Source organism: Corallococcus sp. AB032C (assembly GCF_003668935.1).
Classification (GTDB): domain Bacteria; phylum Myxococcota; class Myxococcia; order Myxococcales; family Myxococcaceae; genus Corallococcus; species Corallococcus exiguus.
On record NZ_RAWP01000014.1, the window covers coordinates 28,163 to 42,765 of the forward strand.

Sequence of the window (14,603 nt, forward strand, 5' to 3'; positions counted from 1 at the left end):
TGATCCCTGGATGAGCACAAGAGGAATGAGCGCCCTCCTGCTGGGCCGCGGGTTCAGCGGTTGGGCGGCCCACGAGAGCCTGGCCGGGGAGGCGCGTCGAGGGATTCGACGCGCGATTCCAGCCGGTTTCGGGTGGCTCAGGGCGCCAGCGGCGCAAGAGCCGTGAAGTTCACAATGGTGCTGCCGTCGCCCGCTGCGGCAAACCGGGTAGGCCTGGGTCCGTCCAGCGACCTCAATGTCTGCGCTGCGGTGTGCACGGTGCTCCAGGTGCTGCCATTGAAGAACGCGATCGTGTTCGCGGTCGTCACCGCATAGATGCCATTCTTGCTGAAGGAGAGCACGTCCAGGATATCCGGGACACCCGGCGCACCGTTGGGAATCGGGAGCTGCGGCAGGGGATGCCAGCCTGCTCCGTCGGTCCACTCGAAGGCCCGCCCATTGTCGCCCGCTGCGTATGCGTAATGACTGTTCAGGACATGCACCGATCTCATGAAGGCTGTATCCGAAGCCCCCAGAGGCTCAGCCGCCCATGTGGTTCCTGTCGAGTTGACACGATAGGCCTGTGCCTTGAGGTCCGCGTTCGCATTGCCTACCGCTATGAGTGAATCCACTGACTTCAAGCCCCCAATTGCACGGAGGTTCGCGGGGACCTGCGCGATCTCAACCAGGTCGCTTGCGTTGATGTAGGGCGAAGCCCAGCGATAGATCTTTCCGTTGCTCGCGACCGCGAAGATCGTGGCACCGACAGCGGGGTCATCAATCCCAAAGATGCCATTGAAGTCCGTATTGTTCTTGTCGGTTGGCACCTGCGGCGTGAAGCACTCTTCATTGGCTTCGACGAACTTCCGAGTCGACAGCCACCCGTCCTCTCCGACGACGAAGACCCGACCATCCTGGGCTGCCCAGGCCGCATTCCAGGACTTCCTACAAGAGCCACTCGTGAACTCCTTGATGCCAGGGCTCGCGCTGTCTAGATGAGCGAGCTTGTTCGGGCCCGCGATCCATCCCTTCTGCCCCTGGTCGTAAAGGGCAATGGAATTCAGCCTATCCGTGGGTCCGAGAGCCCCTGCGTCTGTCGTCCAAGTGAGGGGAGCGCACCCCTCATCCACGCCGCCGACGCAGTTGTTGTCCAGCCGGTCGCAGACCTCCGGCAGCCCATTCCGAACGTAGGTAGAGCTCTCATCGCAGTCGTCGGATGGGGTAACGGCGCCAGCCACGGGGGGCTCACATCCCATCCCCGCAGCCTGGCCCTTGGACCCGTCGCCGTCGCCATCCACGTACCAGATCACCGGGTTCGCCCCTGGGAGTCGCACACAAGCTGTCTGGCTCGGAGTGGGGGCACACGCGACCGTGCCTACGCACTTGAGTTCATCCATGCAATTGTTGCCGACGCCGAAGTCCTCGTCGTTCATGCCATTGCAGTTGTCATCCTTGCCATCGCAGCGAAACTCCGCCCGATCGGGCCGGACCTGCGCATCGCTGTCGTTGCAGTCACCGCCAGCTGTCACGGCCCCTGTAGGTAGGACACAGGCATTCACCTCGGTGCTTCCGTAGCCGTCCCCATCCACGTCCGTGTACCAGCTCAGCTTGTCGATCGCGTCCGACTCCCCGAGGGTGCAGTTGTCATCCTTCCCGTTGCACACCTCCTCGGCGTTGGGGTGCACGGCGATATTCCCGTCCATGCAGTCAGTGCCGCTGACGACACCTTCAGCATCGGCGCTGCTGAAGTAGCCGTCCCCATCCGCATCGATGGCCCTCACGGTGAAGGGCACGTCCAGTGTGCCCTCCTCGGGAACCTGAGCCCTCGTCTTCTGCGGGTCGCCCACCAAGGGGCCCGAACAGTCGAACTCACGCAGCTGCGCCGTCACGCTCAGCATGCGGCCCCAGTTCTTCTTCCGGTACACCGTCACCGACACGGTGCCCGGCGTCTTGCCAGGGATCGCCACGTCGAGGCTCCTCGTGTTCCCCGCGTTGTCCGCGTCCGTGGCGGTCACCGTGACGCATCCGCGCATGAAACCGCTGTATCCGAGGGTGACGTTCAGCGCTCCGGACGTGTCGTCCAGCTCGTCACACCGTTCGGGGTACTGCTTGCACAGCTTCTGCTTTTCCAGGTCGAAGTCGGCACAGGCCGCGCTCGCGAGCACGAACATGGCCATCGCTGCCCGCAGTGGAATGAAGCTCATGGCCACCTCCCGTACACGAGCGCCGACCGTCCATCCGTCCCCATTTGCATGGCGAGGTTCTTCTCAGGAGCACCGATCAGATACATGCCCGTCGCCAACCCCAGCCCCAGTACACCGACTCCCAGCAGGCCCACGCCCGCCGCTTGCAGTGTTCGCCCCCGCGACGCGGCCCGGTCAATGTCCGAGGCGTTCGCCAGGGACGGGTCCGCGTTGCGAAACTTTGACAGCTCTCCACGAGACAGGACCCAGGAAATCCCACCCGCGACAGTGAGCGCGCCGCCGGCGATCGCGGGGATATAGGCCTTGGAGCGCAGGGAACTCGTCCGCGTCTCCTGGGCCACCTGGAGAGGGGGCGCGGTGGGCGCCGATGCGGTCCCGACGCTGGACGGGGACGCGATTCGAGGCTGTGCGGACGGCGGAGGCACGTCACGCGGTGCATCCGTCGCCTGCTGCGGCGCGGGCGAGGGATTGGGAGCGCCACGGCGCGTTAGTTGTGTGCTTTTCACGGCCTTCCGCAGCGATTCGAACTGGTTCGACACCTTGGGCGACACCTTCACGGGGAGCTGGGCGTCCGGTCGCAGGAACAGGGCGGCCGTGAAGGCAGCGGCGGACTCCTCCGTCCGGCTCAACTCCGCCATGAGCAGGCCTTCCCAGAGTGAAAGCTCGAAGTCGTCTTCCGGTCCGCTCGCCTGCCGCCGTGCCGTGGCGAGTTGGTCGAGGGCGCTTTCAAACTCGAGTTCCTCGTAGAGGCTGGCGATGGCCTCCAGATGGCGCTTCACCTGGCTGCTTGGAGCCGCCAGCCCGACTGACGGTAGGATGACAAGTAAGACCCAGCAGAGGGGTGGCCCCAATGTCTGACATGAACGCATGAATTCCTCCCGGAACCGGGCGGCTCCCTAACATGGGGAGCATGGGAGGGGAAATGAGAGCCGTCCACTATCCCCTCCCAACCCGTCTTCGTTTCCAGGTCACTGCCCCAAGCCCACACCGTGACTACGGAGCAGGCAACGGCTGCCAGTTCGGATCGGGCCAGACGAAGGGGTTTCCACCCTGGCCCGGAGCCGCGTTGCCGAAGAAGCGCTGGCAGCCCTCGACGTTCTGGGAGCTCCCGAGGATCCCCCAGAAGCCAGGGCAGACGTCCCGGGGGATTCGCGTGCGGCAGTCCTCCATCGTCCGCTCGCCCGCGCCAGGCTGTGCGTAATAGGCGCTCACGAACTCCCACGCGATGCGCTGGAGGGCATGCACGGTCGTCGCGTTCTCTCCAGGCGGCACCCGGGCCCCCTCGGGCGACTCCCGGAACACAGCGGCATGGTGGACCGCGGCCATGTAGTACGAGCCCAGGGACGTCAGGTGGACGTTGTCGCTGAAGAGCACGTTGAGCTTCTGCGAGGTCGAACCGCTGATGCCAGGTACCTCGTTCGCGATGACTCGCTCCACCAGATGGACCAGGGCCGTGCTTCCAGGGAGCGCCACCACGCGGTCCGCCCGTCCATCGTTCTGCAACGAGAGGTTCACCTTGGAAGACACACACTCCCAGGCAGCCCGGGCGTTCTTCTCATAGGTAATCCACTGAGACGGGTTGGATTTATCGATGTCCAGCCACGTGTGATAGAAATATGTAACGGCTTGTGGGTTCCCGGCGATCAAGCGGTCATGGAAGTGCCGCAGGTAGCCGATGGTGTTCTCCCACTCGATGGTGCCCAGCAGGTCATGCCGCTCGGTGATGAGGAGGGTGTCGTACTTCTCTCCCGGTCCCAGCGTCTGGGGAGACAGCAACTCCTGGACCACGTTCATGCTGTCACCCGAGCGGTTCTTGCCCGAGCGATAACCCTCCCATCCGTTATTGCCCCAGGTCCGCACCCGGAGAGGGGAGCCAATCACGTTCTGCTGGTTCCAGTTGAAGTCCTTGCCTCGACTCGTGGCGATGTCGTCGAAGTGGTCGGGCATGGGATTGTCGAGCAGGCTGTGTCCGGAGAAGAAGACCCGGGCGCTCGTGATGGGGGAGATACCTGCGTCCGGGCTGCCAGCATCGGAGCCGCCGGCATCGGGACTGCCGGCATCCGGGACGCCCGCGTCACCGGTCCCTGCATCTGGATTCGTCCCGGCGTCGTCCTGGGGACGCACGCCTGAATCCGGAGGGCCTTCCGCGGGGACGTCCTGTCCGAGCTGCCCCGTACAGGCCAGCCAGAAGGAGACAGCCAGGAATGCGCATGGCTTCAGTCTTGAGATGTTCACCGTCCCGAGCATAGGCGGAATGTGAGCCCTCCTGTGTTGTGGACAAGGTCAGGTGCCGGGTCTGCTGCTATGAATGCGTGACGCTCAAGGAGCCTCATGGGAAACGCATCCGGCAGACAGAAGCAGAAGCCGCTCATCCTCGGTCCAGCTCCTGGCTCCGGCATGGGGGCCTACGCGGTGGCGTTCGATGAACTGGAAGACCGCGAGCTGGCCACGCTCAAGGAGAGCGAATCCCCCGATGCCTTCTACCTGCCGTGGAAGACCGGTGACGTCACGGAGGGCGAGATCGATCTCACGACCGACACCCTCGCGTACTTCTTCACCGCGAACCTGAGCGGTTGCAGCCTCTGGTACAAGTTCCAGGATGGCCGCATCCTCATCCGGCACGAGGCGCGCACTGACAGCGCCTCGCAGAACCTGCACAAGCTGGCCGGCTTCAAGTGCGTCGTCGACAGCAGCCTGAACCCGGACGACGTCCAGCTCTCGGTCGACGAGGAGACGATGGTCCGCAAGGCGCGGTACTACGTCGTCTACGCGCTCTTCGATCACGAGGCGCGGCAGGTGGAGTTCCGCGCGCAACTGGTCGCGCAGCAGACGAACCTGCTCAACCGGCAGGAGTCCTACGACCTCGTCAAGGTCACCACCGCCGTCGTCAAATTCCCCAAGCTTTAGCGCTGGAGGGCGGGCTACTTCTTCTTGCCCTTGCCGCCCTTGTGGTGGTCGTCGTGATGATCATCGTGGTGATCATCATGGTGGTCCCGGTCAGGGTGGCGGTCGCGCTCATGGTACGACGCGGGCACGGCAACCCGCTTCTTCTTGTGCTTCCACCGCTTGTACCGGCCCGGAGGCACCTTGACGACGGTGACGGGGACTCGCCGCTCCTCCACGTACTCCCAGCCTCCGTGGTAGTCGCGCGCCCGGAACCACCGCCCATCGCGGCGCACCCAGTACACATTGTCCACGACGTAGAGGTCCTCGTCGTAGTCCTCCACCACCTGCACGCCGGGCTGTACGACGACGAGTGGCGGCGGGGTCGTGAAGACGATGTCAGGCAGCTTCACATCGATGCGCACCTGCCCGAAGGCCATCGAAGGAAGAAGGATCAACGCTGCAAGCAGTCGGGTCATCGGGCCAGCGTAGAGGCGGGCATGCTCGCCAGACAACCTCCATCCGCCGCGGACGGATGGGTGAAAACTTTGGCTCTGATTGTATCAATTTTCCACGAAGCGTCCTGTCAATAGGCCTGGCCCCATACTGTATGTCGTTGCGTTCGGGCTCGCGGATGCGCACGCCGGCGGCCGGGCGACGGCCGCCCGTGTCGTACATGAAGAGGAGGGGGCCTCCCGGACGAACCTTGCCGTGGCGTTCCGGGCGACCTGCAGCGGCCAGACGAGATGCGCGTCGAAGAGCCTCCCGCCATGCATCCCCCACGAGGCGCTCTGCCGCTCCGTGCGCGCGGGCAGGCCGCTGAAGCTGGAGGCGCCGAAGTCGCCCGACGCGCGTTCAGGGGCCCGTCGTCGCTGGAGGAGGGGGACGCGGCCTGGGGGACTCCCGGGCGTGCTGCGCCGCGGGCAGCCGGTTCGCGGCGCCGTTGCCGGGTCCGCCGTCCTGGTGGTGAATGCGGAGGGCCGGACGGTGCTGGCCTGGTCGACCGGTGGCGTCATCACCCTCGCCCGGAAATGAGAGGAGGCCGCCGGCTCATCCGTACGGACCGTGACCTCCCTGCGGGGAGTGTCAATCCGAATGGACACGGACATCTCCAGTTGTCCATTGGGGAGGACACGCACTCAGCGGGATGCGCTGCTCGCTGACTCGCAACCCTCTCGTGACACCCGGCCAGCCCGTCGGGGCATGGACGTTGCTATCAGGAGACACGTCCGGCCTTGCGGCCGGGCCCGCGTGCGTCGCGCCGCGGCTCCCACTCTCTTGGTTCCGTCAGGCCGGAGGCTCAATGCTGCCCATTTCTCGCGGTGTCTGCCTGTTCGTCGTCTGCGCACTCCTCATCCCGCTGTCTCCCAGCCTTGCCCAGGATGTGATTCGCGAGGAACAGGCCCGCGCCGTGAGCGCGCGGCTTTCGAGCATCGAGCAGCAGCGCCCCAACCTCTCCACTCTCACCGAGAACCAGCGCCTCATCCTCAACCTCGTGGACCGGAAGGCGGCGTTCAAGGACGTCGCTTCGGAGGCAAAGTCCCAGGCGAACGGCGGCAAGAGACTGATGGCCGCGCTCGCCAACATCGAACGCATTGACAGGCAGATGGACCTCGTCTCGCGGCTGGACACCACCCGGATGGTGGGAAACACCCGTCCGGCTCCGCAGGGAGAGTTCCAGTACCAGGTCGCGCTCGTGCTCTCGGGGGCGTTCAGCCCCGCATTAGGGCAGTTCTGCGGGGGGACGTTGATTGACCCGTCCTGGGTCCTCACGGCCGCGCATTGCTTCCGTGCGGACTCGAAGCCCGAGGACGTCGAGGTCTTCTCCGGCTCGGTCATGCTGTCCGTGGGCGGCCAGCTCGTGCAGGTGGAGAGAATCTACCGGCACGAAGCCTACGATCACCGCACCAAGGACAACGACATCGCGCTGCTCCGCCTCGCGAGGCCGCTTGATAGAGCCCACAGCATCGCGCCCCTCCCCGCGGAGAAGGCATTCCTGGTGGACGCCGGAAGGAATGTCACCGTGTCGGGCTGGGGTGACACCTGGGAGGGGAGCGGCAAGGGCTCGGATGCGCTGCTGTACATCAGCATCAAGGCCGTGGCCGCGCAGCAGTGCAATGGACCTGCGGGCTACAACGGCAAGATTACGAGCCGGATGTTCTGCGCGGGCGATGGCGAGAGCGACTCCTGCCAGGGCGACAGCGGTGGCCCGCTGGTGGTGCGGGACGGGAACACGAAGTACGTCGCTGGCGTGGTGAGCTGGGGGGAGGGCTGTGGTCGCCAGAACAAGTATGGCGTCTACACGAACGTCCCGGTGTTCGCCGGGTGGATTCGCCAGACCCTGACGGGGTCTGCCCGTGAGGCCAGGTCCGGGCCGCCGGTCCCTTGAGCCACACCGCTGCTCCCGTTCCTCCGAGCGATTCGGGACGCCCGCCGGCTCGTGAGCGGTGCCTCCTCGTCCGGCTCGAACATGCGAGTCGGTGCGAGCGCGGAAGGAATCCACCTCCACGCTCGGACCGACGGGCGGGTGCTCGCCTGCGATGTCGAGGATCCTAGTAGATGTTCAGCTGCGGCTTGAGCGCATCCAGGCTCGGGGCGGTACGGGGAGCCAGCCAGCGCAGGAGGAAATGCCGTCCGGGTGATGCCGTGATGACGATGATCCGTCGCTGGCCGCGAACCGTCACCGTCACCTTCTGCTCCTGGTTCTCCCAAACCTCATCAAGAATGGATGCCGGCATCGGAGCGTAGCCTTCGGGCTCGTAGCCCGAGGGAACTCCGATGCGGAGGCGCTCGAGCTCCTCCAGACCCGCCTTCATGCTGTCCCCGGGGCGCGATGTCGCCGAGATGGGAGACTCCATCTCTGCTGACGAAACGAGGAGGTCCTTCACGAGCTTCGGGTCGAAACCCATCTCGCGGAAGTCCGACCAGTCGATGCGGGTCTTGGCGCCCCAGACGGTGCATCCGAGCTGCTGGGAGAGTCCCTGAAGGACGTCGAATCCCTCCGGGTGGATGCCTGTCTCACATCCCAACAGTCGAACCTCGGCGCCAGGGGTGAGGAAGTCCTTCAGCATCAGAAGCCGACCCCAGGTCGACCGGTTGGCCGTCATCAGGGGCGCCTGCTTGTCCCCGAGGATGAGCGAGCCCGGAGCGCCGTGCCCGAAGAGATCCAGGCGGCACACTGGAACTCCAACGCTGGCCACCTGTGTGAGGAAGTGCTCGGGCGTCTGGCAGCGGGCGACTCTCCGCTCCCTTGTGGCGCTCCAACCGTCGATTCGAGGGACGGCGTTCTCGATCTCAGGGTCGAAGGTCGAAGGGTAGGAAATGAGGGTCAGGTGCATGGTTGCGTTCCGAGGTGGGCTGGTTCAGCGCTCACGCCCTGAGCCCGCAAGTGCCTGAATGAACTCGGTGAGTGCCTGCAACATCCTTGCGTTTGGAGCCACTGCGCTTTCATGCAGAGCACCCGCCCCGATGGGCCACTTGCCGCCAGGTTCCGCGTAGTAGTCAGGTGCCTTCGGCGCCTTCGCGCGGTCCTTCATGAAGGTGGGGGAGAGGAGGAGGTACGCGAACTGTCCGTCCTTCGCGAGGTGCGCGGTGGAGGGCAGCTCCGGCCAGACCATGTATGGCTCGATATAGAGAAAGACGTATAAGTCCTTGGCCACCTCGTCCGCGTTGGGGCCGACGAGGTTGAAGACAAGCTTCATGGTCTCGGTGCCTTCGTTCTCGCGCCGCAAGACCTGTACCTTGTACATCCGGTAGCGCTCTTCCGGCATCGGCGACTTCCACCAGAACTTCAGGTCGTCCAGGTTGTCCTGCGGCAGGCGCGTGGCTGCGAGATAGATGCTCGTATATCCGCCGTTCGCAGGTGCCCTCTCCCCATCAGGATTCGACGAAGTCAGGCTGAGACTGGCGCTCGGATTGACGTCTGCCATCGGCATCCCCCGGAGATGTCTCTCGATATGAGAGATGGTGAGAATTATCAACTGCGTGAGGGGCGTCAGTAAAGAGAGTCAGGATTGTCCCATCCGCGAACCCGTGTCATGTCAATGAATGGGCATGGCGGTGGCATGGTTGGTGATGTGTGTCTGGATATCACCGGAAGCGGAGTCCGCTGGCCCTTGCGCGGAGCTCAATCCGCCGCGCGCTTGCGACGCCGGGACACGATGCGGCTCAGCCCCACCTCGGTGATGCCGAGGTAGGCCGCCACGTCGCGCTGGGGAATCCGTCCCTTCAGGTGCGGATGCTCCTCCCAGAAGTTCACGAGCCGCTCCTCCGCGGACAGCTCCAGGAACTCCTGCTCCCGCCGCTCCTTGAGGAGGAAGTGCTGTTCCGCCACCCGGCGCGCCAGCCGCTCCCAGCACACGTGGCCCTGCTCCAGCGCCTGGAAGTCCCGCGTCTGGAACACCAGCACGCGGCTCGGCTCCAGCGCTTCAATCGCGGTCATCGAAGGCTTCCGCTGCAACATCTCCGCGTAGGCGCCAATCAGCTCGCCCTCCGCGCGGAAGGCCTTGATGGACTCGCCCCCTCGTGGTGACACGCGCACGCCCCGGAAGACGCCCTGGAGCACCACGGCGAACCGGTCCGCCGCATCCCCCGGACGCATGAAGAACTCCCGCTTCGCGAGCGACTGTTCCTTCGCCACGGCCTCGGCCTTCGCCCATTCCTCGGGAGGAAGCGGGGCCAGCGTGGCGAGGCGCTCGAAGAGCTTGGGGAATCTCACGTCTCTCAGGACCCTGGCTTGACCTGGGTTAAGGCGCAGGCCGCTCGGGGGACCATATACCGGAGACATGTCCATCAACGTCTACGCCGTGGCGACGCCCTTCGTCATCGTCCTGGCCCTGACCGAGTTCGCCTGGTGCGTGGTGCGCCGCAACGGCTACTACAGCTTCCAGGACTCCATCGCGAGCATGGGCACGGCGGTGATGAACCAGTGCGTCAACGTCGCGGTGGCGCTGATGGTGCTGCCCCTCTTCACGCAGCTGGGCCAGTTCGCGCCGTGGCGGCTGGACGCATCGTCGCCGCTGTCGCTGGTGGCGCTCTTCCTGGGAGTCGACTTCCTCTTCTACTGGTTCCACCGCTTCGGGCACCGCACCAACATCGGCTGGGCGGCCCATTCGCCGCACCATTCCACCGAGGAGCTCAACTACGCGGTGGCCCTGCGCGCGAGCGTGACGCAGCGCCTCTTCTCGTTCCTCTTCTACTGGCCGCTGGTGCTGGTGGGCTTTCCGCCGGAGGCAGTGCTGGCGATGGTGGCCTTCCACCTGGTGCTCCAGTTCATCCCCCACACGCGGGTCATCCCCAAGCTCCCGCGGTGGGTGGAGTCGTGGCTGAACACGCCGTCGCACCACCGCGTGCACCACGCGCGCAACGACGCGTACATCGACAAGAACTACGCGGGCTTCCTCATCATCTGGGACCGGATGTTCGGCACCTACGAGGAGGAGACCGAGCCGTGCTCCTATGGCCTGACGACCCCGGCGAACACCTGGGACCCGACGGTCATCAACTTCCAGGCGTGGGCCCGGCTCTTCGCGGACGCCGTCGCCACGAAGAGCCACTGGGACCGGCTGCGCCTCTGGGTGATGCCCACGGGCTGGCGGCCCGCGGACCTGCCTCCTCGCACGTTGGGCTACTGGAAGCAGGAGGGCGCGGAGGTGAAGTACCACTCGCGGGAGCTGCCTGGCGTCCGGGGGTACCTCGTCTTCCAGTTGTTCGCGTCGATGCCGTTCATGCTCCTGGTGAGCCACCATGCCTCGCCGCTCGCTGGCTGGCAGAAGGTCGCGTTGAGCCTGCTGCTCTGGGCGATGGCGACCGCCTGGAGCGGGATGCTGGAGTCGAGAGCGTGGAGCGAGCCACTGGAACTCGCCCGGGTGCTCGCGATGGGAGTGGCGGTGACGCTGTGGCTGGTCTGGGCCAGCGCGCCCCAGACATGGAGCGCGCTCACGGCGGCGTGGCTGATGGTCTCGCTGGTGTGGCTGCGCGTGGCGCGAGGGGCCGCCGGCCGGGCGCCCCAGTCGAATCCCTTCCCAGGCTGAGTCATCAGGCCTGGACTCCGGTCTGGGTTGTCGCGGTCGTGTCGGCCCCCCACCTTCCGCGCCGTCCCGCGCCACGCGCGGGCCCATTCGGAGAGGCCGATGAACGCTCAGCGCTTCACCCAACAGAACGCATGCCGGCTGGGTCTGCTCTATGCCCTCTGGGCACTGATGGTTGTCAGCGTCACTCCCTCCCAGGCCGTTGCAGCCGAAGACGAATGGAGCACCGGCTGTCGACGCAAGCCCACCATCGTCCTTGTCCACGGTGCATTCGCGGACGCATCTGGCTGGGCCGACGTGATCAAGCAGCTGCAGAAGCAAGGCTACACGGCCTACGCGTTCGCGAATCCCTTGCGAAGCATCTCGGGTGATGCGGAGTACCTGCGGTACTTCCTGGGGACCCTCCCCGGTCCCATTGTCCTGGTGGGCCACTCCTACGGCGGAGCCATCATCACGAACGCAGCCACCGGGAACGCGAACGTGAAAGCACTCGTGTACATCGCCGCGTATGCACTCGACGAGGGGGAGACCATCTCGGAGGCCAACACTCTCGGTGGCGGCCATTCCGAGCTCAGCGAGCACCTCGTCTTGCGCCCGTTCCCGGGGGGCGGAACCACGGACGCCGACGCATACATCGACCCGGCCTTCTTCCAGGAACTCTTCGCGGCCGATATCCGCGACAAGGACGCGGCGGTGGCGGCCGCCAGTCAGCGCCCTGCCGCGGCCTCCGTCTTCGATGAGCCATCTGGCCCGCCGGCGTGGAAGGCCATCCCGTCGTGGTACATGGTCGCCCGCGACGACAACGCCATTCCGCCCGAAGCCGAACGCTTCATGGCCCGGCGCGCTCGCGCCCGTACCGTCGAGATCCGCAGCTCACACGTTGCGATGATCAGCCACCCCGAAGCCGTCACCGAGCTGATCTTCAAAGCGGTTGGCTGCCGTTGAATACCTGCGGCGGGCCCACGCATCAGGCCCGCCGCGAGTCACGGCATGAGCAGTCTCTTGCTCAGAGCAACTGCACGTTGCCGCCGAGCGAGGCGATGTACTTCGTTCCGCCCGAGTGCACGACCGTCGTTCCGAAGAAAGACCGGATCGCGCTGCCGGTGGGCACGACGAGCGAGTAGGGCTTCGCGCCAGACACGTTCGCCATCGTCCCATAGGGGCCGTAGGTCTTGCCCCGTGCCGTCTTGAACGTGACCTGGGCAATCTGCGTCATGCCGAAGTACGTGCCCGTGTAGCCCGTCATCGACACGATTCCGTCGTCCGTGAGGTCGAGCGTGTGTGCGTTCCCTCCAGGGCCTCCCTGGTAGGGCGCGGCATTGGAGCCGTAGCTCGGCTGGATGGCGTCGATGATGTCACCCGAGCGCACCAGGAGGCTCGTCATGGGGCCCCAGCCGCTGACCGTCGGCAGGTTGTCCCAGGCGGTTCCCGGCCCGCCCTCGGGGCCCATGGGGCCGTAGGGCATGCCCCCATTGAACCAGTTCAGGATGAGCTGGAGCTTGATGGCGGACAGGTCGCGGCTCACCGGCATGTGCAGCGGCTGGCTGATGTCCAGGCCGAGCACCCGCGCGATCTTCTCGCGGTTGTTGATGACGCCGTCATAGGTCCACAGCTGGAAGCGGCCCATGATGGGATAGAGCATGCCGTACTGTCGCAGGATGTCTCCAATCCCATTGACCCACGTTGGCGTGCCGGTGATCGGAGTCTGCTGGTAGATCTGGACGCTGACCAGGTCGTTGGGGTCCGCGTTGTAGTCCGCGACCGTAGGGCTGAAGGTGTACTGGGTGAAGTAGACCTGCCCGTCCACGTAGCCCCGTGGATTGCCTGGATCCGTGCCAGTCAGGGTGACGGTGGCCTTGCCTCCGGTGACGCTCACGACGTTCGAGGAGAGCTGCAGCTTGCCCGTGGGCGTCGAGATGTTCGCCTCGCTGATGCCATTGGTGCCCGACGTGCCCAGGGTGCTCAGGGTGTATTGGGCCGCGGCGCTCGGGCTGAGGGTGTTCAGGGCCACCTTCACTTGCTCCGTCCCCTCGACGCGGCCGAACTTGCGCACGTAGAGATTGACGGTGTTGGTCTCACCGAGCTGGAAGCCAGGCGTGGTCTGCATGCCCGGGTTCATGCGGTAGATGAACTGGTCCGCGCGCAGGCTCAAGCCCTCGGAGTTCTCCTCCAGCAGGGTCTGCGTGCCGCTGTTGGTCGTGCTCCGGAGCGCGAGCGGCAGGTTCGCGAGAGTATTGGGATCGACGCCGCCGAAGTTCGTGACGACCAGCATCCCGGACTGCTTGTCGATGAAATCGGGGTTGCTGTAGTCAATCGACGGGACGATGGTGGTGTACGTCTTCGATGCCCCAGAGCCCGTGTAGTACGCGAGCGACAGCGTCCCCAACTGCTCCGACCAGAGCGGACGCCCCGGCAACCGGACGGGCAACGAATTGCCCAGGTCGAGCGTCAACGAGGGCGTGGAGCCCAGGTTGAGCTGAGCCGGAGCCCACCACGCGCTCAAGGCAGGATTCGGGTTCTGGATCTGCGCCAGGTTGCGTGCCGGCACGGCGAAGACGGGCTCGCCATCCAGACAGGGGCCCACGGAGCCGACGAGCTTGCCGTAATTGAACTCATAGAGCGGCTGCTCGGGCAGGGGCTCCTTGGTGGTGTAGTTGATCCACGGCTTGTAGGGCTGCTTGGCCGCCGCCAGGATGGTGGGACCGTACTGTTCAGCCGCGCTCTGGCCCAGCAACTGCTCCAGCAGGGAGCTGACATACATCTGCGTGGGGATGTAGCCCCGCCCCGGAGCCACCGGATTGCCGTCGCTGTCCACGTTCATCACGTAGGTCTGGAGGGGCGCGAGCTTGTCCAGGATGGCAGGGGGAACTCCCTGTGCCTGCATCGTCTGGAAGGTGGCGAGGGTGAAGGCGAAGAGCTGCGGGGCGTTGTTGTGGGCGCTGACCACCAGGTGGATGGACAGCCGGTTCGGCGACGCCTTCTGCAGCGCCTGGAGGACCGCCGAGTTGCCGACGTTCCACTTCAGGTTCGTGAGCGTCGTCTGGTAGGCGGCGGAGCCGCTCGCGGAGTTCCGGGGCGTGTTGGGGCCCTGTGAGTTCCCCCAGATGCCGTTGAAGGCGACCGGCGTGAACACGCCCTGGACGTAGGCGCCGCCGAGGTCACCGATGAGGACGGTGAAGCCCCAGATCTCACTGCCGTTCTGCTGCATGGGATCCAGGTCCACCATCTTGGGCGGAGACCCCGTGTACAGGGCGCTCACCCCGGCGCCCACCAGGGAGTCGCTTCCGCCGCCGGGCAGCTCGACGGTGGTCACCTTGCAGTTGAGCAGGTCGAAGATGCTGTCGCCCTTGGGCTCCCAGTAGAGCTCGATGTTGTTGGGCTTGAGCGAGTCCGCGTTGTAGTTCGCCGGGTTGTAGTTGTTGGGCGTGTTGTTGATGGTGGCCGGCGAAGCCTGGAACGAACCGGAGAAGTTGATGCGAGGCGTATCAAGGTAGCTCATGGAGGTCTC

Annotated in this window: 12 protein-coding genes; 4 read left to right on the plus strand and 8 right to left on the minus strand. The window is 65.3% G+C overall.

The features are described 5' to 3' along the window. Window positions 1-137: 137 nt before the first annotated feature. The 3 genes from D7X99_RS08565 to D7X99_RS08575 all read right to left on the minus strand — a co-directional run bounded on the left by D7X99_RS08565 (window position 138) and on the right by D7X99_RS08575 (window position 4,307). A complete protein-coding gene (locus tag D7X99_RS08565; RefSeq protein ID WP_121777340.1) occupies window positions 138-2,183 on the minus strand; it encodes a putative metal-binding motif-containing protein in 2,046 nt (681 codons plus the stop codon). Continuing rightward, window positions 2,180-2,962 (minus strand): hypothetical protein, encoded by a 783-nt coding sequence (locus D7X99_RS08570; RefSeq protein WP_121777341.1) that lies wholly within the window; start codon window positions 2,960-2,962, stop codon window positions 2,180-2,182. Before D7X99_RS08570 ends, D7X99_RS08565 begins: the two co-directional genes overlap by 4 nt. A gap of 214 nt (window positions 2,963-3,176) precedes the next feature. Beyond that, entirely contained in the window at window positions 3,177-4,307 is a 1,131-nt protein-coding gene (locus D7X99_RS08575; RefSeq protein ID WP_253905932.1) for a hypothetical protein, read from the minus strand. A 207-nt stretch (window positions 4,308-4,514) separates the two neighbouring features. Between D7X99_RS08575 and D7X99_RS08580 the strand changes: the two genes are divergently transcribed. Further along, window positions 4,515-5,090 (plus strand): hypothetical protein, encoded by a 576-nt coding sequence (locus D7X99_RS08580; RefSeq protein ID WP_121777342.1) that lies wholly within the window; start codon window positions 4,515-4,517, stop codon window positions 5,088-5,090. A 14-nt stretch (window positions 5,091-5,104) separates the two neighbouring features. On the opposite strand, the gene D7X99_RS08585 is transcribed toward D7X99_RS08580, so the two are convergent. Further along, on the minus strand, window positions 5,105-5,506 hold the full coding sequence (locus D7X99_RS08585) for a hypothetical protein (RefSeq protein WP_233613211.1): 402 nt from the start codon (window positions 5,504-5,506) through the stop codon (window positions 5,105-5,107). A gap of 863 nt (window positions 5,507-6,369) precedes the next feature. Here D7X99_RS08585 and D7X99_RS08590 point away from each other — a divergent pair. After that, a complete protein-coding gene (locus tag D7X99_RS08590) occupies window positions 6,370-7,455 on the plus strand; it encodes a serine protease (protein ID WP_158626960.1) in 1,086 nt (361 codons plus the stop codon). 163 nt (window positions 7,456-7,618) lie between these two features. Here the strand turns inward: D7X99_RS08590 and D7X99_RS08595 are convergent, their stop codons facing one another. The 3 genes from D7X99_RS08595 to D7X99_RS08605 all read right to left on the minus strand — a co-directional run bounded on the left by D7X99_RS08595 (window position 7,619) and on the right by D7X99_RS08605 (window position 9,783). Continuing rightward, on the minus strand, window positions 7,619-8,404 hold the full coding sequence (locus D7X99_RS08595) for a DUF4347 domain-containing protein (RefSeq protein ID WP_121777345.1): 786 nt from the start codon (window positions 8,402-8,404) through the stop codon (window positions 7,619-7,621). Between the two features lie 24 nt (window positions 8,405-8,428). Next, window positions 8,429-8,995 carry a hypothetical protein gene (locus D7X99_RS08600; protein ID WP_147476084.1) on the minus strand — a complete coding sequence of 189 codons (567 nt, stop codon included), beginning with the start codon at window positions 8,993-8,995 and terminating at the stop codon, window positions 8,429-8,431. A gap of 197 nt (window positions 8,996-9,192) precedes the next feature. Next, entirely contained in the window at window positions 9,193-9,783 is a 591-nt protein-coding gene (locus tag D7X99_RS08605; protein ID WP_121777347.1) for a Crp/Fnr family transcriptional regulator, read from the minus strand. Between the two features lie 67 nt (window positions 9,784-9,850). Between D7X99_RS08605 and D7X99_RS08610 the strand changes: the two genes are divergently transcribed. Together D7X99_RS08610 and D7X99_RS08615 are read left to right on the plus strand one after the other, a co-directional pair. After that, window positions 9,851-11,098, plus strand: a complete 1,248-nt coding sequence (locus D7X99_RS08610; protein ID WP_121777348.1) for a sterol desaturase family protein — start codon at window positions 9,851-9,853, stop codon at window positions 11,096-11,098. A gap of 99 nt (window positions 11,099-11,197) precedes the next feature. Next, window positions 11,198-12,040, plus strand: coding sequence for an alpha/beta fold hydrolase (locus tag D7X99_RS08615; RefSeq protein ID WP_121777349.1), 843 nt, complete (start codon window positions 11,198-11,200; stop codon window positions 12,038-12,040). A 61-nt stretch (window positions 12,041-12,101) separates the two neighbouring features. Here the strand turns inward: D7X99_RS08615 and D7X99_RS08620 are convergent, their stop codons facing one another. After that, window positions 12,102-14,594, minus strand: a complete 2,493-nt coding sequence (locus D7X99_RS08620) for a hypothetical protein (protein WP_121777350.1) — start codon at window positions 14,592-14,594, stop codon at window positions 12,102-12,104. Window positions 14,595-14,603: the final 9 nt, after the last annotated feature.